The sequence below is a fragment of the Pseudomonas sp. BN417 genome, assembly GCF_029871205.1.
GTDB lineage: Bacteria > Pseudomonadota > Gammaproteobacteria > Pseudomonadales > Pseudomonadaceae > Metapseudomonas.
In genome coordinates, this window is sequence record NZ_SSOJ01000146.1 from 23,751 (window position 1) to 48,921 (window position 25,171).

The 25,171-nt window shown below is 66.2% G+C and carries 23 protein-coding genes; 12 read left to right on the forward strand and 11 right to left on the reverse strand.

The genetic code is table 11. The annotated features are described in order from the left end of the window. The first annotated feature begins 2 nt into the window (after positions 1 to 2). The 8 genes from E8F11_RS22465 (at position 3) to E8F11_RS22500 (ending at position 9,187) form a co-directional block, all read left to right on the forward strand. The gene (locus tag E8F11_RS22465; protein WP_280291095.1) at positions 3 to 1,436 is read left to right on the forward strand and encodes an alginate biosynthesis protein AlgX; all 1,434 of its coding nucleotides are present in this window, start codon (positions 3 to 5) and stop codon (positions 1,434 to 1,436) included. A 14-nt stretch (positions 1,437 to 1,450) separates the two neighbouring features. Next, on the forward strand, positions 1,451 to 2,548 hold the full coding sequence (locus tag E8F11_RS22470; protein WP_280291096.1) for a mannuronate-specific alginate lyase: 1,098 nt from the start codon (positions 1,451 to 1,453) through the stop codon (positions 2,546 to 2,548). Positions 2,549 to 2,655: 107 nt separating this feature from the next. Continuing rightward, positions 2,656 to 4,149 carry an MBOAT family protein gene (locus E8F11_RS22475; RefSeq protein WP_280291097.1) on the forward strand — a complete coding sequence of 498 codons (1,494 nt, stop codon included), beginning with the start codon at positions 2,656 to 2,658 and terminating at the stop codon, positions 4,147 to 4,149. Between the two features lie 12 nt (positions 4,150 to 4,161). Then, positions 4,162 to 5,307, forward strand: coding sequence for an alginate O-acetyltransferase (locus E8F11_RS22480; protein ID WP_280291098.1), 1,146 nt, complete (start codon positions 4,162 to 4,164; stop codon positions 5,305 to 5,307). 72 nt (positions 5,308 to 5,379) lie between these two features. Continuing rightward, on the forward strand, positions 5,380 to 6,024 hold the full coding sequence (locus E8F11_RS22485) for an alginate O-acetyltransferase AlgF (protein ID WP_280291099.1): 645 nt from the start codon (positions 5,380 to 5,382) through the stop codon (positions 6,022 to 6,024). A 136-nt stretch (positions 6,025 to 6,160) separates the two neighbouring features. Next, positions 6,161 to 7,603: a mannose-1-phosphate guanylyltransferase/mannose-6-phosphate isomerase gene (locus tag E8F11_RS22490; RefSeq protein WP_280291100.1), complete on the forward strand. Its 1,443-nt coding sequence runs from the start codon at positions 6,161 to 6,163 to the stop codon at positions 7,601 to 7,603. A 131-nt stretch (positions 7,604 to 7,734) separates the two neighbouring features. Continuing rightward, complete coding sequence (locus E8F11_RS22495; RefSeq protein ID WP_280291101.1) at positions 7,735 to 8,199, forward strand: multidrug transporter; 465 nt, start codon at positions 7,735 to 7,737, stop codon at positions 8,197 to 8,199. 157 nt (positions 8,200 to 8,356) lie between these two features. Further along, positions 8,357 to 9,187 (forward strand): SDR family oxidoreductase, encoded by an 831-nt coding sequence (locus E8F11_RS22500; RefSeq protein WP_280291102.1) that lies wholly within the window; start codon positions 8,357 to 8,359, stop codon positions 9,185 to 9,187. A gap of 39 nt (positions 9,188 to 9,226) precedes the next feature. On the opposite strand, the gene E8F11_RS22505 is transcribed toward E8F11_RS22500, so the two are convergent. The 3 genes from E8F11_RS22505 to E8F11_RS22515 are packed head-to-tail and all read right to left on the reverse strand — an operon-like array spanning position 9,227 to position 11,133. After that, positions 9,227 to 9,991 (reverse strand): DNA-binding domain-containing protein, encoded by a 765-nt coding sequence (locus tag E8F11_RS22505; protein WP_280291103.1) that lies wholly within the window; start codon positions 9,989 to 9,991, stop codon positions 9,227 to 9,229. Next, the gene (locus E8F11_RS22510) at positions 9,982 to 10,827 is read right to left on the reverse strand and encodes a DUF692 domain-containing protein (protein ID WP_280291104.1); all 846 of its coding nucleotides are present in this window, start codon (positions 10,825 to 10,827) and stop codon (positions 9,982 to 9,984) included. The genes E8F11_RS22505 and E8F11_RS22510 overlap by 10 nt, the downstream gene beginning before the upstream one ends. Positions 10,828 to 10,875: 48 nt before the next feature. After that, on the reverse strand, positions 10,876 to 11,133 hold the full coding sequence (locus E8F11_RS22515; RefSeq protein ID WP_280291105.1) for a hypothetical protein: 258 nt from the start codon (positions 11,131 to 11,133) through the stop codon (positions 10,876 to 10,878). Between the two features lie 190 nt (positions 11,134 to 11,323). Between E8F11_RS22515 and E8F11_RS22520 the strand changes: the two genes are divergently transcribed. Continuing rightward, on the forward strand, positions 11,324 to 11,698 hold the full coding sequence (locus tag E8F11_RS22520; RefSeq protein ID WP_280291106.1) for a hypothetical protein: 375 nt from the start codon (positions 11,324 to 11,326) through the stop codon (positions 11,696 to 11,698). A gap of 11 nt (positions 11,699 to 11,709) precedes the next feature. Here E8F11_RS22520 and E8F11_RS22525 read toward each other — a convergent pair whose 3' ends face one another. Together E8F11_RS22525 and E8F11_RS22530 are read right to left on the reverse strand one after the other, a co-directional pair. Then, complete coding sequence (locus E8F11_RS22525) at positions 11,710 to 12,030, reverse strand: cupin domain-containing protein (RefSeq protein WP_280291107.1); 321 nt, start codon at positions 12,028 to 12,030, stop codon at positions 11,710 to 11,712. Further along, positions 12,027 to 12,932: a DMT family transporter gene (locus E8F11_RS22530; protein ID WP_280291108.1), complete on the reverse strand. Its 906-nt coding sequence runs from the start codon at positions 12,930 to 12,932 to the stop codon at positions 12,027 to 12,029. Before E8F11_RS22530 ends, E8F11_RS22525 begins: the two co-directional genes overlap by 4 nt. A 149-nt stretch (positions 12,933 to 13,081) precedes the next feature. Between E8F11_RS22530 and E8F11_RS22535 the strand changes: the two genes are divergently transcribed. Further along, positions 13,082 to 13,954 (forward strand): AraC family transcriptional regulator, encoded by an 873-nt coding sequence (locus tag E8F11_RS22535; protein WP_280291109.1) that lies wholly within the window; start codon positions 13,082 to 13,084, stop codon positions 13,952 to 13,954. On the opposite strand, the gene E8F11_RS22540 is transcribed toward E8F11_RS22535, so the two are convergent. The 3 genes from E8F11_RS22540 to purL all read right to left on the reverse strand — a co-directional run bounded on the left by E8F11_RS22540 (position 13,955) and on the right by purL (position 18,877). Then, positions 13,955 to 14,272 carry a YqfO family protein gene (locus E8F11_RS22540; protein ID WP_280291110.1) on the reverse strand — a complete coding sequence of 106 codons (318 nt, stop codon included), beginning with the start codon at positions 14,270 to 14,272 and terminating at the stop codon, positions 13,955 to 13,957. It abuts the gene before it with no gap. 172 nt (positions 14,273 to 14,444) lie between these two features. After that, positions 14,445 to 14,705, reverse strand: coding sequence for a CDGSH iron-sulfur domain-containing protein (locus E8F11_RS22545; RefSeq protein ID WP_280291111.1), 261 nt, complete (start codon positions 14,703 to 14,705; stop codon positions 14,445 to 14,447). A gap of 275 nt (positions 14,706 to 14,980) precedes the next feature. Beyond that, a complete protein-coding gene (purL, locus tag E8F11_RS22550; RefSeq protein WP_280291112.1) occupies positions 14,981 to 18,877 on the reverse strand; it encodes a phosphoribosylformylglycinamidine synthase in 3,897 nt (1,298 codons plus the stop codon). A gap of 166 nt (positions 18,878 to 19,043) precedes the next feature. On the opposite strand from purL, the gene mltF reads away from it, so the two are divergent. Further along, complete coding sequence (gene mltF / locus E8F11_RS22555) at positions 19,044 to 20,504, forward strand: membrane-bound lytic murein transglycosylase MltF (RefSeq protein WP_280291113.1); 1,461 nt, start codon at positions 19,044 to 19,046, stop codon at positions 20,502 to 20,504. Between the two features lie 144 nt (positions 20,505 to 20,648). On the opposite strand, the gene E8F11_RS22560 is transcribed toward mltF, so the two are convergent. From E8F11_RS22560 to E8F11_RS22570, 3 genes are all read right to left on the reverse strand, one after another. After that, positions 20,649 to 21,905, reverse strand: a complete 1,257-nt coding sequence (locus E8F11_RS22560; protein ID WP_280291114.1) for an amino acid permease — start codon at positions 21,903 to 21,905, stop codon at positions 20,649 to 20,651. Between the two features lie 275 nt (positions 21,906 to 22,180). Beyond that, positions 22,181 to 22,672: a tRNA adenosine(34) deaminase TadA gene (gene tadA / locus E8F11_RS22565; protein ID WP_280291115.1), complete on the reverse strand. Its 492-nt coding sequence runs from the start codon at positions 22,670 to 22,672 to the stop codon at positions 22,181 to 22,183. Positions 22,673 to 22,680: 8 nt separating this feature from the next. Beyond that, positions 22,681 to 24,045: a multicopper oxidase family protein gene (locus E8F11_RS22570; protein ID WP_280291116.1), complete on the reverse strand. Its 1,365-nt coding sequence runs from the start codon at positions 24,043 to 24,045 to the stop codon at positions 22,681 to 22,683. A 214-nt stretch (positions 24,046 to 24,259) separates the two neighbouring features. Here E8F11_RS22570 and E8F11_RS22575 point away from each other — a divergent pair, with 214 nt between their 5' ends. After that, positions 24,260 to 24,910: an intradiol ring-cleavage dioxygenase gene (locus tag E8F11_RS22575; protein ID WP_280291117.1), complete on the forward strand. Its 651-nt coding sequence runs from the start codon at positions 24,260 to 24,262 to the stop codon at positions 24,908 to 24,910. The last annotated feature ends 261 nt before the right edge of the window (positions 24,911 to 25,171 follow it).

The following is a 25,171-nucleotide window of genomic DNA, read 5'->3' on the forward strand; positions in this document are numbered from 1 at the left end:
TCATGAACAGACTATCCCGCAAATGGTTCACCCCCTCCGCCCTGGCCGCCGCCCTGCTGGCATGTGCCAGTGGCGCCCAGGCCGCTCCGCAATACAGCGTGCAGCGCACCGGCCCGCTCTGCGCGGTCGCCCAGAACCCGGCCAGCTACAACACCAAGTACCTGAGCTTCTTCACCACCCTGGTACAGGGCCAGGGCGACTGGCTGTTCCGGACCCAGTACGACTTGCGCACCGACTTCGGCACCACGCCCTATGGCTGGAGCGAATTCCGCCGCCTGCACGATGCGCTGAAGGCCAAGGGCGTCGAGCTGATGGTGGTCTACCAGCCGACCCGTGGCCTGATCAACCGAGAGAAGCTCACCCCGGAAGAGAAGGCCCACTTCAACTACGACCTGGCGAAGAAGAACTACCTGGCCGCTGTTGCCCAGTTCCGCAAGGCCGGCATCTGGGTCACTGACCTCTCGCCGCTGTTCGACGAGAAGGGCGTGGACACCGACTACTACTTCAAGGCCGACCACCACTGGACCCCGGCCGGCGCCGATCGCACCGCCAAGCTGGTGGCCGAGACCCTGAAGCAGATCCCCGGCTTCGACGCCATTCCGAAGTTGGAGTACGAGAGCAAGGTGGTCGGCCTGCTGCCCAAGGCCGGCACCCTGCACAAGACCGCCGCCCAGCTCTGTGGCACCGGCGGCTACGCCACCCAGTACGTCGACCGCTTCGAGACCGAGGCAGCAGGCGGTGGTGGCGGCGGCGACAGCCTGTTCGGCGACGAGTCCAACCCGAAGGTGACCCTGGTAGGCACCAGTAACAGCGGTCCGGCTTACAACTTCGCCGGTTTCCTGCAACAGCACAGCGGCGCCGAAGTACTCAACATGGCGGTCAGCGGCGGCGGCTTCGAGAGCGCCCTGATGCAGTACATGAGCAGCAAGGAATTCCACGAGAACCCGCCCAAGGTGCTGATCTGGGAATTCGCCACTCACTACGACATGGGCCAGGCGAGCTTCTATCGCCAGGCGCTGCCGATGGTGGGCAATGGTTGCGAAGGCCGCCCGGCGCTATTGAAGAACAAGGTCAAGCTCAAGCCCGGCGCCAACGAGGTGCTGGTCAATGGCAAGGGCGCGCCGCTGCGCGACCTGCGCGGCCGCGACTACCAGGTGGACCTGCGCCTCAGCGATCCATCGATCCACGAGCTCAAGACCACCATCTGGTACCTCAACGGCCGCCGCGAGAACTTCAAGCTGGAACAGAGCGACCGCATCGACACCGGTGGCCGCTACGCCTTCGAACTGCGTAACGACCCGGATTGGGCCGACCTGAACATGCTTGCCCTGGAAATCCACAGCCCCGAACAGATGCCCCAGGACCTCAGCGTCGAGGTGAGCCTCTGCGCACGTCCCGGCAAGGGCGGGGCCAACCTCACGGCGAAGGCCGAGTGAGGAAGGAGGTATCCATGAACACCAGACCCTGGCTGATCGCACCCCTGCTCGCGGGCATCCTGCTCGCCGGGCAGGGCCACGCCGCAAACCTGGTTCCCCCCCGGGGCTACTATGCCCCGGTGGATGTCGATGCCAAGTCCGGCGGCAGCTGCAAGGCACCGCCAGCGCCCTACACCGCCAAGCTGGAGTTCCGCAGCAAGTACGAAGGCTCCGACAAGGCCCGCGCCACGCTCAATCCGAAGGCGGAAAAGGCCTTCCGCGAGAAGACCGCCGACATCACCGAGATGGAGCGCGGCATCAGCAAGATGGTCATGCAGTACATGCGCGAAGGCCAGCGCACCCAGCTCGAATGCACCTTGCAATGGCTGGGCAACTGGGCCCAGGCCAACGCCCTGCTCAGCACCCAGTACAACCACACCGGCATGTCCATGCGCAAATGGGCTCTCGGCAGCATGGCCTCGGCCTACCTGCGCCTGAAGTTCTCCGAGTCGCAACCGCTGGCCCCCTACCGCGCCCAGACCCAGGTGATCGAGTCCTGGTTCTCGCGCCTGGCCGACCAGGTGGTGCACGACTGGAGCGACCTGCCGCTGAAGAAGATCAACAACCACTCCTACTGGGCCGCCTGGTCGGTGATGGCCACCGCCGTGGCGACCAACCGCCAGGATCTCTTCGACTGGTCGGTGGCGCAGTTCCGTGTGGCCGCCGGCCAGGTGGACCGGGACGGCTTCCTGCCCAACGAACTCAAGCGCAACCAGCGCGCCCTCGCCTACCACAACTACAGCCTGCCGCCGCTGGCGATGGTCGCCAGCTTCGCCCAGGCCAATGGCGTGGACCTGCGCGAGGAGAACGACGGCGCCCTGCGCCGCCTCGGCGAGAAGGTGATCGCCGGCGTGGATGACCAGAAGGCCTTCGACCGGAAGACCGGCAAGGACCAGGACATGAGCGAGCTGAAGAAGCACGACAAGTTCTCCTGGCTGGAGCCCTGGTGCTCGCTCTACTCCTGCTCCGCCTCAACGGTGGAGTGGAAGGACGAAATGGGTCCCTACAAGACCTTCCGCCTCGGCGGGGACGTGACCCAGGTGTTCCACCCGAAGAAGGAAGGGGGGAGCTAACGCCGCACTCGGACAGCCCCCTCTCCCGCTTGCGGGAGAGGGGAGAAAAAAGCGCCCCCGCCCCAACGTGGCGGGCCTGAAATCAAACGTTCAATGGAGAGACTCGGATGGTCTTTTCTTCAAACGTGTTCCTGTTCCTGTTCTTGCCGATATTCCTCGGCTTGTACTACCTGGTCGGGACACGCTATCGAAACCTGCTGCTGCTGGTCGCCAGCTACATCTTCTACGCCTGGTGGCGCATCGACTTCCTGGCGTTGTTCGCCGTGGTCACGGTGTTCAACTACTGGATCGGCCTGCGCATAGGCGCGGCCGGGGTGCGCACGAAGACCGCGCAGAAATGGCTGCTCCTCGGCGTGGCAGTGGACCTCTGCGTCCTCGGCTACTTCAAGTACGCCAACTTCGGCGTCGACAGCCTCAACGCCATCATCTCCTCCTTCGGCATGGAGCCTTTCGTGCTCACGCACATCCTGCTGCCGATCGGGATTTCCTTCTACGTCTTCGAGTCCATCAGCTACATCATCGACGTCTACCGCGGCGACACCCCGGCCACCCGTAACCTGGTGGATTTCGCCGCTTTCGTGGCGATCTTCCCGCACCTGATCGCCGGCCCGGTGTTGCGCTTCAAGGACCTGGTCGACCAGTTCAACCACCGCACCCACACGGTCGACAAGTTCGCCGAAGGCTGCACCCGGTTCATGCAGGGCTTCATCAAGAAGGTCTTCATCGCCGACAGCATCGCGCCCATCGCCGATCACTGCTTCGCCCTCTCCGACCCGACCACGGGCGATGCCTGGCTCGGCGCCCTGGCCTACACCGCGCAGCTGTACTTCGACTTCTCCGGCTACAGCGACATGGCCATCGGCCTCGGCCTGATGATGGGCTTCCGCTTCATGGAGAACTTCAACCAGCCCTATATCAGCCAGTCCATCACCGAGTTCTGGCGGCGCTGGCACATCAGCCTCTCCACCTGGCTGCGCGACTACCTCTACATCAGCCTCGGCGGTAACCGCGGCACCACCTTCCAGACCTACCGCAACCTGTTCCTCACCATGCTGCTGGGCGGGCTGTGGCACGGCGCCAACTTCACCTACATCATCTGGGGTGCCTGGCACGGCGCCTGGCTGGCCATCGAGCGCGCCCTCGGCGTGAACGCCGCGCCGCGCGCGATCCAGCCACTGCGCTGGGCCTTCACCTTCCTGCTGGTGGTGATCGGCTGGGTGATCTTCCGCGCCGAGAACCTGGATGTGGCCTGGCGCATGTACGCCGCCATGTTCAGCTTCGGTGACTGGCAGCTCTCCGAGCTCAACCGCGCCCAGCTCACCAGCCTGCAGATCGCCACCCTGGTGCTGGCCTACGTGGTGCTGGCCATCTTCGGCATCCGCCAGTTCTATGCCCAGCCGCTTGCCGGAGCGCCCAAGGCCAAGGCGAAGGAGGAAGACGAGACCGTCATCGCCAGTGCCGACGGCACCGCAGTGCTGCCCCGGGCCCGAATCCAGATCGGCGCGTTGGCTTTCCACGCCGCCGTGCTCCTGCTGTTCGCCGCCTCGGTGCTGAAACTCTCGGCGCAGAGTTTCTCGCCCTTCCTCTACTTCCAGTTCTGAGGGGAGCCGACCATGAACAGAACCTTGAACCTGCTCTACATCCTGCTCTTCTCCGGCCTTCTGCTGGCGTTGAGCCTCTGGTCCATGCGCGGTGTGCTGGGCTTCTCGGTGTCCAAGGAGACCAGCGTGCTGGACGGCAAGCTGGCCCAGGCCTTCGAGAAGCGCTACGACGCGGAATTCCCGGTCAAGCAACTGGGCACCAACCTCTGGGCCTTGCTGGACTACAAACTGTTCGGCGAAGGCCGCCAGGGCGTGGTCATCGGCCAGGACGGCTGGCTCTATTCGGACGAGGAGTTCGACCCAGTGGCCGACGGCTCTCGCCACGTGCGCGACAACCTGGCGCTGATCGGGGGCGTGCGTGACGAACTGGCACGGCGCAACGTGGAACTGGTGCTGGCGATAGTCCCGTCCAAGTCGCGGCTCTATCCGGAGCATGTCGGTGAAGCCACTCCCACCGCCCTGCGCCAGGACCTCTACCAGCGCTTCCGCGGCGTCGCGCGCAAGGCCGGGATCATCGCCCCGGACCTGCTCGCCGCCCTCGAGGACGCGAAGAACCAGGGCCAGGTCTTCCTGCGCACCGACACCCACTGGAGCCCGCTGGGCGCCGAAGTGGTGGCCGGTCGCCTGGGCCAGGTCGTAGGCAAGACCATCGACCTGCGCGGCACTCCGCAGCAGTACATCACCGAAGCCCAGGGCAACGAGGACTACAAGGGCGACCTGACCCGCTTCCTGCCCCTGGACCCGCTGTTCGAGAACCTGATGCCGGCCCCGGACCAGCTGCAGAAACGCGCAACCCGCAGCCAGGAAGATGCCGCCGGTGACGACGCCCTGTTCGCCGAGAACGAAGTGCCGGTCGTGCTGGTCGGCACCAGCTACAGCGCCAACGACAAGTGGAACTTCGCCGGCGCCCTGCGCCAGGCGCTGCAACGCGACCTGGTGAACCACGCCGAGGATGGCCAGGGCCCGATCCTGCCGATGCTCAAGTACCTGCAGAGCGACGAGCTGAAGGACGCCGCACCGCAACTGGTGATCTGGGAATTCCCCGAACGCTACCTGCCGATGCAGAGCGACCTGTCCGACTTCGACCCCGAATGGGTCGCCAGCCTGCGCAAGGGCGCGGCCGGTGACGAACGCCTGGCCTTGCGCTCGGGCAACTGAAGAATCCCCCTCGCAAAGGGGAAAACAGGGCCGGATACGGCCCGTTCAAGAGAGAAGATGGAGGTACACCTCATGACCCGACAGAACAACCGCCGCTGGAAGTCGTATGCGTGCGCCCTGGTGCTCGGCCTCGGCGCCCTGCAGGCCAATGCCGATGAAGGTGGCCTTTACGGCCCGAAGGCACCCAAGGGCTCCGCCTTCGTTCGCGCCTATAACGCCGGCAGCAGCGAACTCAGCGTCAATGTCGGCAACACCGCGCTGACCGACGTGCCGCCGCAGGGTTCCAGTGACTTCAAGTTCCTCCCGGCCGGTAACTACAGCGCCCAGGTCGGCAGCGGCAACCTCTCGGTGAAGCTGGAAGCGGACCGCTACTACACCCTGGTCAACCAGGCCGGCAAGGACCCGCAACTGGTGGAAGAACCGGCCTTCAGGAACAAGCAGAAGGCCCTGCTGCGGGTGCAGAACCTGTCTGACGCCAAGCTCACCCTGAAGACCGCCGATGGCAAGACCCCGGTCGTCGCGGACGTGGCCCCGCAAGGCCGCGGCGAACGCGAGATCAACCCGGTGAAAGTCGGCCTCGCCCTGTTCGACGGCGATCGCAAGGTCAGCGACCTGAAGCCGGTCTCCCTGCAGCGCGGCGAAGTGGTCTGCCTCTACATCACCGGCAGCGGCGGCAAGCTCTCCCCGGTCTGGGTCAAGCGCCCGGCCGAATCCTGAGCAGCGGTAACGAAGCACTAGCCGGCGCGGGCTGAACCGCGCCGGCCCCACCTGCCACGCAGAGGGCGGGAATAAGAAAGAAATGTGATCGATGGAAGCAGCGCCCCAAACCCATGACAGTTCTAGGAGAAACACCATGATTCCCGTGATCCTCTCTGGCGGTAGCGGCTCTCGCCTCTGGCCTCTTTCGCGCAAGCAGTATCCCAAGCAGTTCCTCGCCCTCACCGGTGAACAGACCCTGTTCCAGCAGACCTTGCAGCGCCTGAACTTCGAGGGCATGCAGCCGGCCGTACTGGTGGCCAACCAGGATCACCGTTTCATCGTCCAGGAGCAGCTGGACGGCATCGGCCTGCAGGCCCAGACCATGCTGCTGGAGCCCTTCGGCCGCAACACCGCGCCGGCAGTGGCGATCGCCGCCATGCAACTGGTGGCCGAAGGCCGTGACGAGCTGATGCTGGTGCTGCCGGCCGACCACGTGCTGAAGGACCAGAACGCCTTCGAGCAGGCCCTGGCTCTGGCCGCCAGCGCCGCTGAGAAGGGCGAGATGGTGCTCTTCGGCGTTCCCGCCGAACGCCCGGAAACCGGCTACGGCTACATCCGCAGCAAGACCGACGCCGGTCTGCCTGACGGCATCAGCCGCGTCGCCCAGTTCGTCGAGAAACCCAACGAGGAAAAGGCCCGCGAATACGTGGCCTCCGGTGACTACTTCTGGAACAGCGGCATGTTCCTGTTCCGCGCCAGCCGCTTCCTGGAAGAGCTCAAGCAGCACGAAGTGGATATCTACGACACCTGCCTGCTGGCCCTGGAGCGCAGCAAGCGCGACGGCATCGCGGTGACCATCGACTCGGCCACCTTCGCCTGCTGCCCGGACAACTCCATCGACTACGCGGTGATGGAGAAGACCGAACGCGCCTGCGTGGTGCCGCTGTCCGCCGGCTGGAACGACGTGGGCAGCTGGAGCTCGATCTGGGAAGTGCACGACAAGGACAAGAACGGCAACGTCACCAAGGGCGACGTGGTGGTGCAGGACAGCCACAACTGCCTGGTGCACGGCAACGGCAAGCTGGTGTCGGTGATCGGCCTGGACGACATAGTGGTCGTCGAGACCAAGGACGCCATGATGATCGCCCACAAGGACCGCGTGCAGGACGTGAAGAAACTGGTCAACACGCTGGACGCCGACGGCCGCAGCGAAACCCAGAACCACTGCGCCGTGTACCGTCCCTGGGGCTCCTACGACTCCGTGGACATGGGCGGCCGCTTCCAGGTCAAGCACATCACCGTCAAGCCCGGCGCGCAGCTCTCGCTGCAGATGCACCACCACCGTGCCGAGCACTGGATCGTGGTCTCCGGCACCGCCCAGGTGACCTGCGACGACAAGGTGTTCCTGCTCACCGAGAACCAGTCCACCTACATCCCGATCGCCTCGGTGCACCGCCTGGCCAACCCCGGCAAGATCCCGCTGGAGATCATCGAAGTGCAGTCCGGGAGCTACCTCGGCGAAGACGACATCGAGCGTCTGGATGACGTCTACGGCCGCGCCCCGCAGAGCGCGACCGTGCACAGCATCGCCCGCTAGGGCTGGCACGCTCCTGTAGGAGCGAGCTTGCTCGCGAAAGGTTGCCCCGTTCGCCAGCAAGCTGGCTCCTGCACTGCCCTCAGCGGCCCTGAACGCTCTGCTAGCATGGGAAGCCTCAAGGAGGTTTCCCAATGCTTATCGGCGCCATTCTCTTCCTGACCTGGCTGGTCCTACTGGTGCGCTACCCGGCCAAGGCCCTGTCGCTGTCCCTCTCGGCCGTGCTCGGCGTAGTCCTGATCGCACTCTGGGTGCTCTGGGAAGAGCAAAGCGAAGAACGCCGCTTCGCCCGCCTGACAATCCAGCTCAGCTACAGCCCGCAAAGCTGCCCCGCCGACCGCCCGCTGGCCATCCAGATACGCAATGGCGGCGACGCCACCCTGCGCGACTTCGCCTGGCAAGTGCAGGCCTTCCGCCCCGGCGACACCATCAACCTTGCCCAGGCCAGCTACGATCGCCCGCGTTACCTGGGACCCGCCGAAATCCAGCCCGGGGCCCAATGGCAGGATTGCCTGGCCCTGCCGCCCATTCGCCAGGGTTATCGCCCGCAATCCCTGGAGTTTCGCGCCGCCGGTTTGCGTGGCAAATTCGTCGACTGAACTGACAGCACCCTCTCCCCAGCCCTCTCCCTGAAGGGAGAGGGAGCGGTCCGCGCGGTGATCGAATCCGGCACGGGCCGCTTGTCTCCCCTCTCCTCTTCAGGGAGAGGGGCCGGGGGAGAGGGCCGCCAGACGCCAACCCAGCAAAGGACTCTAAATGCCCACTCCCACCGCCCTGATCACCGGCTGCTCCAGCGGCATCGGCCGCGCCCTCGCCGACGCCTTCAAGGCCAGCGGCTACAGCGTCTGGGCCAGCGCCCGCAAGCCTGAGGACCTGGCCGAACTGCAAGCCGCCGGCTTCACCGCGGTCGCCCTGGACGTCAATGACCAGGCCGCCGTCGCCGCGCTGGCCGATCGCCTGGAAGCCGAAGCCGGCGGCCTCGACGTGCTGGTGAACAACGCCGGCTTCGGCGCCATGGGTCCGCTGCTGGACGGTGGCGCCGAGGCGCTGCGCCGGCAGTTCGAGACCAATGTCTTCGCCCTGGTGGACCTGACCCGCGCCTGCTTCCCGCTGCTGCGCAAGCGCCGTGGCCTGGTGGTGAACATCGGCAGCGTGTCCGGCGTGCTTGTCACCCCCTTCGCCGGCGCCTATTGCGCCTCCAAGGCCGCCGTGCACGCCCTGAGCGATGCCCTGCGCCTGGAACTGGCGCCCTTCGGCATCGAGCTGATGGAAGTGCAGCCCGGCGCCATCGCCTCCAGCTTCGGCGCGAACGCCAGCCGCGAAGCCGAGGCCGTGATCGCCGAAGGCTCGCCCTGGTGGCCCCTGCGCGAGGGCATCCGCGCCCGCGCCCGTGCTTCCCAGGACAACCCCACCTCGGCCGAAGCGTTCGCGCGCTCCTTGCTGGCCGCCGTGCGACGCAAGCCCCGCCCGGCACTGGTGCGCATCGGCAATGGCAGCCGGGCCTTGCCGATGCTGGCGCGCTGGGTGCCGAGAAGTCTGCTGGACAGGGTGCTGAAGAAACGCTTCGGCCTCGGCGTGGAGCTGTAGGATGGGGCGGGCGGCGTTCCGCGAGCGTAGCGATACCCATCAGCCCCGCCCCACCAGCCCTTCACTTATCCACAGCTTCAACCACTGCGCCGCCTGCATCGGCTTGCCCAGCGCCTCGCAGAGTCGGGCAAAACTCCATCCCTGCTCCACCATGCCCAGCAGCGCCCTGCCCTCTTCCTCGGCCAGGCTGCGGTATTGCCCGACCAGACCCTGGCGCCAGACCAGGCAGAGTTCGGGCCCCTCCAGCTGCCGGCTGCCGGGGAACTCACGCCCCTCCTTCACCGCGCGCCACAGCGACAGGCTGTTATGCCGGCACGGCACCTGCTGCACGCTGGGCAACAGCGCCAGACGCAGCTCCGGCCACTCCCCGGCCGACAACCGCGCCATCCGCTCCAGGGTCAGCGATTCGCCGTCGGCAGCGTCGAAGGCCAGGGTGAAGGCCCACTCCAGCCGCGCCAGCTCGGCCAGGGGTGCGGCCTGTTCAGGCACCAGCCAGGACTCGATGAAATCGGCCAGGCGCGCGCCAAGCCAGCGCAGGCTGAAATGAGCGGAAGGATGGGCGCGCAGGTAGGCATGGGCCAGGGCCTCGAACTCATCGTCGCCCAGCCAGTGGTGCACGGTCGGATAGTCTCCCCGCAGGGCCTCCACCAGCCGCGCCCGGTAGGCGTGATGGTAGATCCCCAGGCCCTCCAGCGCCCCCAGCGCTGGGCCGCCACGGATGACGTCGAGCAGCTCCGCAGCCGGCGCGCCGCTGTCGTCCAGTAGGTAGGTTTCGAAGCGCTGCTGGAACTCTTTCAGGCCCATGCGACCTCCTTCGCCAAGGTGGCGGCAGCCAGCTCCCGCGCCTTGTCCAGCTCGGCCAGCAACTCATCCAGGGGCGGCAGATGGTCGTCGCGCTCCAGCAATGTGGCGACCGGTCCCAGGTGCTCCAGGGTGCGCTGGTAGAGCCGCCAGACCGGGTCCGACACCGGCGCGTCGTGAGTGTCGATCAGGTAGTGGCCGTAGTCGCTGTGGCCAGCCAGGTGCAGCTGGCGGATGGCCCCGGCCGGCAGTGCGCGAATGAACTCCCAAGGGTCGAAACCCTGGTTGCGCGCGTTGACATAGACGTTGTTCACATCCAGCAGCAGCTCACAGCCGCTGCGCTCCACCAGGGCGGCGAGGAACTCCCATTCGCTCATCTCGCTATCGGCGCAGCGCAGATAGCTGGACACATTCTCCAGCACCAGCGGGCGGCCGAGGGCATCCTGCACCTGCCGCACCCGTTCGGCCACATGGGCCAGGCATTCCTCGGTGAAGGGCAGCGGCAGCAGGTCGTGCAATTGGTGGGCGTTGCCGCGGCTCCAGCAGAGGTGGTCGGAGATCCAGCGCGGGCCGATGCGCTCGGCCAGGGTCCTGAGCTGGCGCAGATGATCGCGATCCAGTGGGTGCGGACCGCCGATGGACAGGGACACGCCGTGCATTACCAGCGGGTAGCGTTCGGCGATGGCGTCCAGGTAGTAGAGCGGCTTGCCGCCGCTTACCAGGTAGTTCTCGGAGATCACCTCGAACCAGTCCACCGCAGGCAGCTGATCGAGTACCTCCTGGTGGTACTGGCTTCTCAGCCCCAGGCCGAAACCCAGGCTGGCGGGTTGCTCATGCATGACAGGTCTCCCTGGACCGGGGTGGCCCGAGGGCCACCCCCAGCCCCATCAGGCGCCGACCTTGCCGCCAGAGGACTTGCACTCGGCCAGCGTGGTGCTCTTGAAGCCCTGGCCCTTGCAGGCGCCCTGGCCCTTGCAGGCGTTATTGGCGGTCTTGCAGTCGTTCTGGCCTTTGCAGGCGTTGATGCCGTAACAGTGCACCATGCCCTCTTCGGCCATGACCTGGGTGGGCAGGCTGGCGAACAGGCTGGCGGCGGTCAGTGCCAGGGCAAAGCCGGTCATGGTGGCGGAGGTTTTGATGGTCATTTTCGTGCGTCCTCGAAGGTGGTTGTGAGCCGGTCTTGCAGGCCGGACATAGAGGTAGAGAACGCTCGCCTGTTGGCGTTACAGCCGGACGCAGAATTTTTCCGTAGCCCGGGTGAAATCCGGGAAACTGCGCGGGTCACCGCTCCCGGCTTGCATCCGGGCTACAGTTTCTCCACCTCAGCCACGAGAAATGACCATGTCGCTTCCCTTGCGCTACGCCGTCGGCGGCGTGGCCCTGGCCGTTGTCCTGAATCTCCTGCTGCGCAGCTTCGTGAAGGTCGGCGGGATCTTCGCCACCCTGCTGATCGCCGCGGCCACAGCCGCCCTGCTCGCCCTCGCCTTCCGCGTGATCCAGCGCCGCGCGCCGCAGCCGGGCGAGCGCTGGCGCATCGTCCTCGCCTATGGCGGCCTGCTCGGGGTGATGTACCTCGGACTGCTGGCGATGATGACGCTGCAGGACACCCCCAGCCCCATGGGCGTGCTGCTGTTCCTGGTTCATTACCTGTGCTACCCGGTACTGGCCGCTCTACTGCTGTCCGAGTCTGTGTTCGCGAGATTCCGCTGAGAGCCAGCGCGCTAGACGCTGCCTTCCTGCTCCACCACCAGGATGCGCGCCGCACCGCGTGGATGGGCAACGTGCTCGCAGCCGACCTCGGCGTAGAAGAGGTCGCCGGCGCCGAGGAGCACCCGCAACTCCTCACCCTGTTCGCGGTAACGCATCTCCACGTCGCCATCCAGCACCACGAAGACCTCGCGGCCGTCGTTGACGTGCCAGACATAGGGCTGGTCGGTCCAGTGCAGGCGTACCGTGGTGCCGTCGAGGTTGGCGATGTCCAGCGCGCCCCAGGCCCGGTCTGCGGTGAAGTCGCGGCTGCGCACCACGCGACCGGCGCTCATGCGCGGCCCGCCGCGGCAGCGACCGGAGCGGCAGGCTTGGGTTTGCGAAACACCAGGACGTTGCCAGCCATCACCAGGGCCAGGCCGAACAAGGCCGGCAGGGTCCACTGGTAGCCCTCGACGAAGGCCGAGATGTTCAGCGCCACCACCGGGAAGAGCACGGTGCAGTAGGCGGCGCGTTCGGGGCCCATGCGTCCTACCAGGGTCAGGTAGGCGGTGAAGCCGATCACCGAGCCGGGGATGGCCAGGTACAGCAGGGAACCGATGTAGCGGGTATTCCACTCCATGCCGAAGGGCGTGCCGCTGGCCAGGCACCAGGCCGATAGCAACAGGGCGCCGTAGAGCATGCCCCAGGCGTTGGTGGTGAGTGGTTTCAGGCCGGCCTTCTGCTGCAGGCTGGAGAGCATGTTGCCGGCCGAGAAGCAGAGGGTGCCCACCAGGGCCAGGCCCAGGCCGACCAAGGTCTCGCGGCTGGCGGCATGGCCCGCCAGCTCCGGCCAGAACAGCAGCGCCAGGCCCAGCAAGCCGAGGCCGCCACCGGCGAGGACGTTGGGCGCGATGCGCTGGCCGAAAAAAATCCGCGCATTCAGGGCGTTCCACAAGGTCGCGGTGGAGAAGACCACGGCTATCAGGCCGCTGGGGATCCACTGGCTGGCGGTGTAGAAGCACATGAAGTTGACGCAGAACAGGCATAGGCCCTGGGCCAGGCAGAGCAACTGGGCGCGGCCGTCGAGCTTCTGCAGGCGGCGGCTGAGCAGCAGCACGGCGAAGAGCACGGCAGCCGCCAGGGCGAAACGGTAGGCGATGGAAGCGGGAATCGCGACGCTGCCCATCTGCAGCTTGATGGCGATCCAGGTGGTACCCCAGATCAGGACGGTGAGCAGATAGAGGGACAGGTTCATTGCCGCGACTCCGATTTCGATGGCGCCAGTCTCCGCCCGCCCCTGCCCGAGCGCTTGCACAAACTTGCGCTTATCTCGTCAGACGGCTGCCCCCCTGCGCCCACGCGCGCTAGCATGGACCCCATTCACACCCCGGCCCGGCAACGCCCATGTCGTTACTCGAACAGAACCAGGTCTTCCAGTCCCTCAGCAGCTCGCCCAACGCTCGCCTGGAGCACAGTGCCGAGCTGGGCGACGGCCTGGGCGCGGCGCTCTGGAGCAACCACCACGATGCGCGGGACTACCAGGGGCCGAAGATCCACACCCTGTCCTGCTACCTGGCGGGCGGCACCGGCACCTTCCGCCGCGAGCGCCCGGATACCAAGGGCGCGCCGGACAAACTCTGCGTCCTGCCGGCCGAGCATGAGTCTTCCTGGGTGATCAACGGTGAGATTCGCCTGGCCCACCTCTACTTCAGCGCCGAGCACTTCGCCCAGGCCGCGGTGACCCTGCTGGACCGCGAGCCCCGCGAGTTGCAGTTGCATGAGCGGACCTTCCTCGATGATCCGCAGCAGGCACAGAACTTCCACCAGTTGGTCCGCCTGGACTGGGACGAACCCGGCGAGCGCCTGCAGGCCACCAGCCTGGCCTTCGACATGATCCACCACAGCCTGCTGACCCAGGTTGGGCTGCGTGAGGGATTACGTCTGAAGGGTGGTTTGGCACCGGCCTTGCGCAGGCGCCTGGTGGATTACATCGAGAACCGCCTGGCCGAGCCCATCAGCCTGGGTGAACTGGCCACCTTCGCGGCGCTGTCGGAGTACCACTTCGCGCGGATGTTCCGCGAGAGCTTCGGCATGCCGCCACATCAGTACTTGCTGGCGCGCCGCCTCGCTCGGGCACGCAAGCTGTTGCGCGATACCGAGCTGCCGCTGGGGGAGATCGCCCTGGCCTGCGGCTTCGCCAGCGCCAGCCACTTCAGCAACCGCTTCCGCGCTGCCGTGGGTGGCACGCCTGGCACCTACAGGGCGGCGTTTCGCTGATCAGAACACCAAGTCGGACAGGCGCCAGACTTCGAAGGCGGGCGTTTCGTACGGATGGGCCTTTTTCAGGGCCTTGACCGCTTCGTGGATAAGCTCGTCGGCCACCACCATCTCCACCTTCCACTCGGCCACCTGCTCGACCGCTCCGGCCTGGCCGAGGTAGGGCTTGCTGCCCTCCAACGGGCGGAACTGGCCCTGGCCCAGGGCCTGCCAGCAGCAGCTGTCATAGGCGCCGATGCGCCCGCCGCCCGCGCCGAAAATGGCCTTCTTCACAGGTTCCAGGTGGCTTTCCGGAACGTAAAAACACAACTTGTACATCAGGTTCTCCGCATGAGTCGGATGGCTGGATCATGCCCGGCAACGATGCCACGAATAGTGGCACTTTGACTTCAGCCATTGCCGAGGCGCCGGTCACATACCGCGAGTTGGACCCACGCGGAGAAAAAGCGTTCTGCGCTCCCCTAGTGCACGTGGCGATAAGTGCGACGCCCTACTCACCTTTCCAGAAACGCCGCCAGCGCTGGCCCAGGCCATTGGCAGGCGGGCTGTGGCTGCCATCGCACCAGGGCAGCCGAGCGGACTGGCCACAGCGGCAGAGCAACAGGCGCTGCTCGCGTCGGGCAGTCAGGTGCACGCCTTCGGCGCAGCCGACGGGGCAATCGGGCAATTGCGCGGAACGGCCGCAGCGGCAGAGCAGGCAGCGGTCGCCGGGCTGGAGCAGGCGGACTTCGGGGAGTATCGGGTCCGGCATGGGCAGGGCTCGGAAACGAAAAGGCGGGAGAAGAGTGCCTTCTCCCGCCTTTTGCTGTCGATATCTGAGCGGGCCAAAAATGGCCCTTTCCCGCCCATCTGGTCAGGCTCCGAGCGGTTTCAAACCGCCCTCTCCCGCCCTTCGGGCAACCCGCTCCGCGCCCCGGCCTGATCGCTTCGCGCTCAGGCGCTCATCGGCACAGGAAGCAGTGCTTCCAAAACGTGCCGATGAGCCCCGCAAGCGGGAGAGGGTCATCAGATGGCCTTCGGCCGCTTTTAATTCACCCAGACGCGGGCGTTGCGGAACATGCGCATCCAGCCGCCGTCTTCCTGCCACTCGTCCGGGCGCCAGGAGTTCTGCACGGCGCGGAATACCCGCTCCGGGTGCGGCATCATGATGGTCACGCGGCCATCGCGGCTGGTGAGGCCGGTGATGCCACGGGGCGAACCGTTGGGGTTGGCCGGGTAGCGCTCGGTGACCTTGCCGTGGGTGTCGACGAAGCGCATGGCCACGCAACCGGACAGGTCGGCTTCGAGCAAGGCTTCCTCGCTTTCGAACTCGGCATGGCCTTCACCATGGGCGATGGCGATGGGCATGCGCGATCCGGCCATGCCGCGCAGGAAGATCGAGGCCGACTCCTGCACCTGGACCATGGCGACGCGGGCTTCGAATTGCTCCGAGCGGTTACGTACGAAGTGCGGCCAGAACTCGGTGCCGGGGATCAGCTCGTGCAGGTTGGACATCATCTGGCAACCGTTGCACACGCCGAGGGCGAAGCTGTCCTTGCGCTCGAAGAAGGCCTGGAAGCCGTCGCGGGCACGGGTGTTGAAGAGGATCGACTTGGCCCAGCCCTCACCGGCGCCGAGCACGTCGCCATAGGAGAAGCCACCGCAGGCCACCAGGCCCTTGAAGTCGTCCAGGCTGACGCGGCCGGCGAGGATGTCGCTCATGTGCACGTCGATGGCGGAGAAGCCGGCGCGGTCGAAGGCGGCGGCCATTTCCACCTGGCCGTTGACGCCCTGCTCGCGGAGGATCGCCACCTGCGGACGCACACCCTTCTTGATGTAGGGCGCGGCGATATCCTGGTCGACGTCGAAGGCCAGCTTGGCGGACAGGCCGGGGTTGTCTTCTTCCAGCAGGCCATCGAATTCCTGATCGGCGCAGTCGGCGTTGTCGCGCAGGCGCTGGATCTGGTAGCTGGTTTCCGACCACTGGCGCTGCAGCATGCGGCGCTCGCCGCCGAACACGGCCTCGCCATTGAAGCTGATGGCGACATTGGCGCCGTTGACCGGCTGGCCGATCACCGCCACGCACTCGCCGAGGCCGGCAGCGCTGAATTGTGCCAGCACTTCCGGGGTGGCGTCCTGGCGAACCTGGATGACCGCACCCAGTTCTTCGTTGAAGAGCACGGCGGCCACGCCGTCGCGGCTGTCGGCCAGGGCGTCGAGGTAGAGGTCCACGCCACAGTGGCCGGCGAAGGCCATTTCCAGGACGCTGGCCAGCAGGCCACCGTCGGAACGGTCGTGGTAGGCCAGCAGGTGGCCATCGGCGTTCAGGCCCTGGATCACGGCGAAGTAGGCCTTGAGGTCTTCGGCGTCGTCGACGTCAGGCACCTGCTGGCCGAGCTTGCTGTAGACCTGGGCGAGGATCGAGCCGCCCAGGCGGTTCTGGCCACGTCCGAGGTCGATCAGGATCAGGTCGGTCTCGCCCTTGTCCAGGCGCAGCTGCGGGGTCAGGGTCTTGCGGATGTCGCTGACCGGCGCGAAGCCGGTGACGATCAGCGACAGCGGCGAGGTGACGGACTTGTCCACACCCTCATCCTGCCAGCGGGTCTTCATGGACATGGAGTCCTTGCCCACCGGGATGGTGATGCCCAGCGCCGGGCACAGCTCCATGCCCACGGCCCGGACGGTGTCGTACAGGCGGGCGTCCTCGCCCGGGTGGCCGGCAGCGGCCATCCAGTTGGCGGAGAGCTTGATGTCGGAGAGCTTCTCGATCTTCGACGCGGCCAGGTTGGTGACGGTCTCGCCGATGGCCATGCGCCCGGAGGCGGCAGCATTCAGCAGGGCCAGCGGAGTGCGCTCGCCCATGGCCATGGCTTCGCCGGTGTAGACGTCGAAGCTGGTGGCGGTCACGGCGCAGTCGGCCACCGGCACCTGCCAGGGGCCGACCATCTGGTCGCGGGCCACCAGGCCGGTGATGGTGCGGTCGCCGATGGTGATCAGGAAGTTCTTGCTGGCCACGGCCGGGTGGCGCAGCACGCGGCTGACGGCTTCGTCGATGTCCAGCGCGGCGGCGGCGAAGTCATCGCCCAGCTCGGCCTCGCGGCTGACCGAACGGTGCATGCGCGGCGGCTTGCCGAGCAGCACTTCGAGCGGCATGTCCACCGGCTTGTTGCCGAAGTGGCTGTCGGCCACGGTCAAGTGACGTTCTTCGATGGCCTCGCCGACCACGGCGAAGGGGCAGCGCTCGCGTTCGCAGATGGCCTTGAAGCGCTCGAAGTCGGCGGCGTCCACGGAGAGCACGTAGCGCTCCTGGGATTCGTTGCACCAGATTTCCAGCGGGCTCATGCCCGGCTCGTCGTTGGGCACGGCGCGCAGCTCGAAGCGACCGCCGCGGCCACCGTCGTTGATCAGTTCCGGCAGGGCGTTGGAGATGCCGCCGGCACCGACGTCGTGGATGAACTTGATGGGGTTTTCCGCGCCCAGCTGCCAGCAGCGGTCGATCACTTCCTGGCAACGGCGTTCCATTTCCGGGTTGTCGCGCTGCACCGAGGCGAAGTCCAGGTCGGCGGAGCTGGCGCCGGTGGCCATGGAGGAGGCCGCGCCGCCGCCCAGGCCGATGAGCATGGCCGGGCCGCCGAGGACGATCAGCTTGGCGCCGATGGAGATTTCACCCTTCTGCACGTGTTCGGCGCGGATGTTGCCCATCCCGCCGGCAAGCATGATCGGCTTGTGGTAGCCGCGCACTTCCTCACCATGTGGGGTGTCGATAGCCTGCTCGAAGGTACGGAAGTAACCGGTCAGGGCCGGACGGCCGAACTCGTTGTTGAACGCGGCGCCGCCCAGCGGGCCTTCGATCATGATGTCCAGCGGGGTGACGATACGCTCGGGCTTGCCGTAGGGCTTCTCCCAGGGCTGCTCGAAACCGGGGATCTGCAGGTTGGAGACGGTGAAGCCGGTCAGGCCGGCCTTGGGCTTGGCGCCGCGGCCGGTAGCGCCTTCATCGCGGATCTCGCCGCCGGAACCGGTCGAGGCGCCGGGGAAGGGAGCGATGGCGGTCGGGTGGTTGTGGGTCTCCACCTTCATCAGGATGTGCACCGGCTCCTGGGTGGCGCCGTACTGGCGGGTCACCGGGTCCGGGAAGAAGCGGCCGGCGGTGAAGCCCTCGATCACCGAGGCGTTGTCCTTGTAGGCCGACAGCACGCCTTCGCGGTGCATCTCGTAGGTGTTCTTGATCATGCCGAACAGGCTCTTCTCCTGCGCCTGGCCGTCGATGTCCCAGCTGGCGTTGAAGATCTTGTGGCGGCAGTGTTCGGAGTTTGCCTGGGCGAACATCATCAGCTCGACGTCATGGGGATTGCGCCCCATCTCGACGAAGCTCTTCACCAGGTAGTCGATCTCGTCTTCGGCCAGCGCCAGGCCCAGCTCGACGTTGGCCTTCTCCAGCGCGGCACGGCCGCCGCCGAGGATGTCGACCACGGTCAGCGGTTTGGGCTGGGCATGGCTGAACAGGCCGGCGGCCTCTTCCATGCCGGCCAGCACCAGCTGGGTCATGCGGTCGTGCAGGCTGCTGGCGATCAGCTGGGCGTCGGCCTCGCTGATCTCGCCGGCCACGTAGTAGGCAATGCCGCGCTCGAGGCGCTCGACCTTGGCCAGGCCGCAGTTGCGGGCGATGTCGGTGGCCTTGCTCGACCAGGGCGAGATGGTGCCGAAGCGCGGCACCACCAGGAACATCCGGCCGCTGGGCTCCTGCACCGGCACACTGGGGCCGTACTTGAGCAGACGGGCCAGGACTTGCTCCTCCTCGCCTCCGAGCACGCCAGTCACTTCGGCAAAGTGGGTGAACTCGGCATAGAGTCCGCTGACAGCGGGGACCTTCTGGGTCAGTTGCTCGAGCAGTTTGCCGTGGCGAAAAGCGGAAAGGGCGGGAGCACCGCGCAGGATCAACATCTTCGGGACAGCCTCTGGGGAAGGGGTGTGCTGGGAGGCCGTGCATTCTAACGCAAAGCGCCGCTTTCCGGCACCTCTGAAGGTGCCTCGCGTCGCCCGACAGCTAGCAGAGATGATGCCACCTGTCGAGATATGGCACCCGCCAGGCTTTGCGTATACTGCAGAAATGCTCAAACAACCTACGTTCCGCAAGCGCCGCACCTTCTGGCTGCTGGCGACCGGAATCCTCCTGATGCTCAGCGGCTGCAAGCAGCCCACCACGCTCGAGCGCGTTCAGGAGGAGGGCGTCCTACGCGTGATCACCCGCAACAGCCCGGCGACCTACTTCGAGGACCGCAACGGCGAAACCGGCTTCGAGTACGAGCTGGTCAAGCGTTTCGCCGACGACCTGGGCGTGGAGCTCAAGATCGAAACCGCCGACAAGCTCGATGACCTCTACTTCCGTCTGGGCCAGGCCAACGGCCCGGTGCTGGCCGCCGCCGGCCTGGTTGCCAGCGAAGCGCGCAAGAACGACGTGCGCTTCTCCCATTCCTACCTGGACGTCACCCCCCAGGTCATCTACCGCAATGGCGAGCGCCGCCCCACCCGTCCCGACGACCTGGTCGGCCGCCGCATCATGGTGCTCAAAGGCAGCAGTCACGCCGAGCAGTTGGCGGCCATGAAGGCCACCCTGCCCGGCCTGAAATACGAAGAATCCGACGAAGTGGAGGTGGTCGACCTGTTGCGCATGGTCGACGAAGGACAGATCGACCTGACCCTGGTGGACTCCAACGAACTGGCGATGAACCAGGTCTACTTCCCCAACGTGCGCGTGGCCTTCGACCTGGGCGACGCCACCAGCCTGGCCTGGGCCATGGCGCCGGGCGAGGACGACAGCCTGTACGACGAGGTCAACGCCTTCCTCGACAAGGCGCGCAAGGACGGCACCCTGCAACGCCTGAAGGACCGCTACTACGGCCATGTCGACGTACTCGGCTATGTAGGCGCCTACACCTTCGCCAAGCACTTGCAGCAACGCCTGCCCAAGTACGAACAGCACTTCCGCCAGACCTCGCAGAAGAACGAGGTGGACTGGCGCCTGCTGGCCGCCATCGGCTACCAGGAATCCCTCTGGCAACCCACCGCGACTTCCAAGACCGGCGTGCGCGGCCTGATGATGCTCACCGAGGGCACCGCCAAGGCCATGGGCGTTTCCAACCGCCTGAACGCCAAGCAGAGCATCCACGGCGGCGCCAAATACTTCACCATGATCAAGGACGGCCTCTCCCAGGACCTCAAGGAGCCGGACCGCACCTGGTTCGCCCTGGCCGCCTACAACATCGGCATCGCCCACCTGGGCGACGCGCGCAAACTGGCCGAAGCCGAGGGCCTGAACCCGAACAAGTGGCTGGACGTGAAAAAAATGCTGCCGCGCCTGTCGCAGAAGCAGTGGTACCGCAAGACCCGCTACGGCTACGCCCGCGGCGGCGAGACGGTGCACTTCGTGCAGAACATCCGCCGCTACTACGACATCCTCACCTGGGTGACCCAGCCGCAGATGGAGGGCAGCCAACTGGCGGAGAACGCCACCCACCTGCCCGGGGTGAACAAGACCCGGCCGACCGAGCAGCCGGACGAGAAGCTCTGAAGGCCCCAGCCCCTTTCCCCTCCCCCAGAGATCAAGGCGTGGCTCGCGCCGGCAACTCATCCGACCCGGTAAGACCCGCATCCATTTGCCCCCAGCAATCCAGAAAAAAGCCCGCATCAAGCGGGCTTCCTCTTCTTCAGGCCATCACCACCCTGACGGCAGCAGGCTCAGCGCGCTGCAGATGGCGTAGACGGCACTGGCCAGGTAGATCACCACGATGACCGCCTGAATGGCCGGATGGGCGATCCAGCCGCACTGCCAGGCAGGCTGCAGGTCGCCGTGGCGACGGGCGGAGCGCAGCATGAGGATCGGCATAATGGACAGGATCACGCCGCTGAAGGCGCCGGCGAAGTACAGCGCGTTGACGAAGCCGACCATGCCGCTGTAGGCCAGCACGAAGGGCGGCACGCAAACGATGCCGAGCACCAGCAGGCGGGTCTTCGGCTGGCTTTCCGGGCCGAGCGTGTGGAACTTGTCGAAGATGTTGGTCAGGAAACTGCCGCCGAGGCCCCAGTAGGAGGTCAGCATGGCGCAGAGAGCGAAGGTGTTGGCAGTGTAGAAGGCCCACTGACCCAGCGCCTGGCCCCAGGCCAGGGTGGCAACTTCCGTCTGGTTCTCCAGGCCGGTGAGGGAGATCACCGACATCGGCACTATGGCCAGCAAGCAGAAGGTCACCAGCATGCCGGTGATCACCGCCTTGGGCAGCTGCTCCGGAGCATGGCTGAAACCACGGGCCATTTCCGGGACTATGTACTGCGCGGAGAAGCAGAACACCGCGATGTTGAACACCGGCACCATGTAGATCCAGTCGCCTTCCAGCAGCCGCGCGACATCGGTGTTCTCGTTCACCAGGGTGGCGATCACCAGGAGGACGATCATGCTCACCATGCCGATGCTGATGAACTTCTCGCCCTTGCCGATGGCGCCGAGGCCAAGGTAGAGCACCAGCGCGGCCGGAAGGAAGAACAGCAGGCTGCCCAGCGCCGGGCTGATGCCGAGGAAGGCGCTGAGGATCTTGCCGCTGCCGCTCATGTAGGCGATCAGCGCGCCGATGCTGTTCACCGCCACCGACAGGAAGATGGCCCAGGCGCCGAATGAACCCACGTAGCGTTGGGCGAGACCACTCAGTTGGCTGTGGGTGCGGGTGCGCAGCGCGGTTTCCGACACGTAGAGCATGGAGATGGTGGTGAATACCCCCGCCACCGCCAGCCACATCAGCAATGGCAGGAAACCGGCCTTGCGGCTGGCGTAGGCCATGGACAGCACGCCGGCGCCGATATTGGTGCCCACGATCATGGCCACGGCTTCGAGGAAGCTCAGCCGATGGACTGCCAACCCCGACGAATCGACGGACTCCGCCCCAACCTGATCCTGGTACGACTGGACCCCGGTTTCACTCATAACAGCACCCTCGACAACGCATTCATGTTTCAGGAGAGGCCCGGACCTGAGCTGCCATGGCCTTTCCGTCAAACGATGAAACGGGCACTGCGGGACTACGGGACTACGGGCGCCTCCTGGCATTGATCCCGGATTCGGGACCGGCCCAGGCGCCCCTCAAAAGAACCGCTCTGGAACGCCCTTCTCGGGCGGCCGCGCACCTTAACACAGCAAGCTCAAAGGTCCAGGCGAAGGGCATGCGACCTTGGTCGCATGGCAGTTGGATGTCGAGCGCCTCAGGCGTCCTTGCGGGCCGCACGACGGGCCTGGAAGAAGCCCGATAGCAGCTCGCTGCACGCCTGCGCCAGCACCCCGCCCTCGACCAGCACCCGGTGGTTGAGGAAGTCCTGGTTGAAGAACTGGCCGCGGCTGACCACCACGCCGGCCTTGGGCTCGGTGGCGCCATAGACGACGCGGGTGATCCGCGAGTGGACGATGAGCCCGGCGCACATGCTGCAGGGCTCCAGGGTGACGTAGAGGGTGCTGCCTACCAGGCGGTAGTTTTCCAGGCGGCTGGCGGCATCGCGTACCGCCACCATCTCGGCATGGGCGCTGGGGTCATGGCCGGAGATGGGGCAATTGAAGCCACGTCCGACTATCTCGCCGTCCTGCACCAGCACCGCACCCACCGGCACCTCGCCCAGCAGCGCGCCCTGCTGGGCCAGGGCCAGGGCTTCACGCATGAAATGTTCGTCGCGGCTGCGGTCGATGATCTGGGGTTGGCGCATGGTCGGGCTCAGGCGACTTCGATGGCGGCCATCAGGCCGGTTTCCATATGGTCGATGACATGACAGTGGAACATCCATACCCCCGGGTTATCCGCCACCAGCGCGATGCGCGCGGTCTCGTTCTTGCCCAGCAGATAGGTGTCGGTGAAGTAGGGAACAATGTTCTTGCGGTCCGAGTCCAGCACCTTGAAGGCCATGCCGTGCAGGTGGATGGGGTGCAGGTACTGGGCCATGTTGCGCAGCTCGAAGATGTAATGGCCGTCCTTCTTCAACTTGGCGATCGGGCGGTCGGCGCAGGTCTTGTCGTTGATGTCCCAGGCCTTGCCGTTGATCTGCCAGTAGTTGCTCGGCCGTCCGGCGGCACTGGCCAGGGTCGCCGCCCACTCGAAGTTGAAGCGCATCACCTGGGCCTTGGCCAGATCCGGCTCGGGCACCGGATTGGCCGGCAGGGGCGCAGGCCAGTCGCCGGCCGGCTCCTGGCTTGCCACGCTTTTCAGGGTGGCAAGGCGCAGCGGGCCGTTGCGCAGCGGCAGCTCGACGCCGGCCGCCGGCACCTTGAGGGCCAGTTCTATGCGCATGCCCGGGCCGAGCCAGTATTCCTTGCCCAGCTCGCGAGGTTCGATGGGATGGCCGTCGAGGGCGTAGATGCGCACCTCGGCCCCCGGCAGATTGAGCCGGTAGGTAACAGTGTTGTCCAGGTTCAGCAGGCGCAGGCGAACCACCTGGCCGGCGGGCAGGTCCAGGGTCGGCAGGGGCTTGCCGTTGATGGTGGTCAGACGCCCGCGGGTGCCTTCGCGGGCGGCCTCGCGGGGCACGCTGAAGGCGGTGAAGGCGCCGTCCTGGTCCACGTGCCAGGTCTTCAGGCTGAGCACCTTTTCATGGGCGAAGCCGCTGGGCTCGCGCTCCTCGACTATCAGCGGGCCGACCAAGCCGCGTCCCAGTTGGTGGGCGCTGGACAGGTGCGGGTGGTACCAGAAACTGCCGGCATCCTCGGTCTTGAAGCGGTAGTCGAAGTACTCGCCGGGCAGCACCGGCAACTGCGACACGTAGGGCACGCCGTCCATTTCCAGGGGCAGGCGGATGCCGTGCCAGTGGATGGTAGTGGGCTCGTCGAGCTTGTTGATGAAGCGCACCCGCAGCCAGTCGCCCTGGCGCGAGCGCAGCTCCACGCCCGGCGCCTGGCCGCCATAGGCCCAGGCCGGAGTGGTGTGGCCGGCGACCAGTTCGAGGTCGAGCGGCGCGGCGATCAGTTCGTAGTCGTGGGTCCTGGCATCCCGGGTACGCGCCAGCCAATAGCGGGCGCCACCGGCACCGAGGCCGACTACACCGAGGCCGACCAGGCCGCCAAGAATCTGTCTGCGAGTGAAGGACATGGGGTCAGGCTCCTCTGGGGAAGAACGGGCTGTCCCATCGGCTAATCGAACCGGCCTCTGTCGGGCCGGCTTACGGGGCGCACAAGATACACCCGGGGACTGTGAAAGATAAGTGAAAGCATCTGCATTGGCCGCGACCGATGGGCGCAGCCGTCCTCTCGCACCAGGCGTAGGATGGAAAGCCCTCACGGCTTTTCAGCAGAGGAGCGCCTTCATGCATCCCACCCGCCGCCAGATGATTCAGCTCTGTGTGGGTAGCCTGGTTGCGCTGCACTGGCCGCGATTCGGCCAGGCCGCCGCCAGCACCTGCCGCCTCAGTCCGGAACAGACCGCCGGCCCCTTCTACCTGGAGGACGCACTGCTGCGACAGGACATCACCGATGGCAAGCCGGGCATCCCGCTCCGGCTGCAGTTCCAGGTGTTGCAACTGGACGGCTGCCAGCCCCTGGATGATGCCGCCCTCGAGGTCTGGCACTGCGACGCCCTGGGCGCCTACTCAGGCGTCGGCGCCAACCAGGCGAGCCGCTTCCTGCGCGGCGTGCAGATCACCGATGCGGCGGGCCGCGCGGAATTCCGCAGCATCCTCCCGGGTTGCTACCCCGGCCGCACCAACCACGTGCACCTCAAGGTGCATCTGGGCGAGAAGGATATCCACACCGGCCAGCTGTACTTCCCCGAGGCCGTCATCCGCCCTGCCATGGCCCGACCGCCCTATTCGCATCCCGGCCAGGAATGGACATCCCTGGAGCAGGACTACCTCTATCGCCGCCAGGAGGGCGAGCAGTCGGTGGCCGAGCTGATAGAGGACGGCGAGGGTTTCATCGCGCGGCTGACGCTGGTGGTCGATACCCACGCCAACGCGTGACCGGATGCGATGACTGTGGGGGCGACTTCAGTCGCTGAGGGCCGCGCAGCGGCCCCCATGGAAGCATCGCAGGGCAGACCTGCGGTCTGCTTGGCGAGTGAATTGGCTATGTCTGCGTTAGCTGTTGCAGAACCGAATAGAAGCGTCTAGCACGGACCTTTCAGACCTGCGCACCTGCCTGACACATCCCTCTCCCCCGCCCCCGCCCTGCGCCCCAGCCTGATCGCTTCGCGCTCAGTCGCTCATCGGCACCGGAAGCGG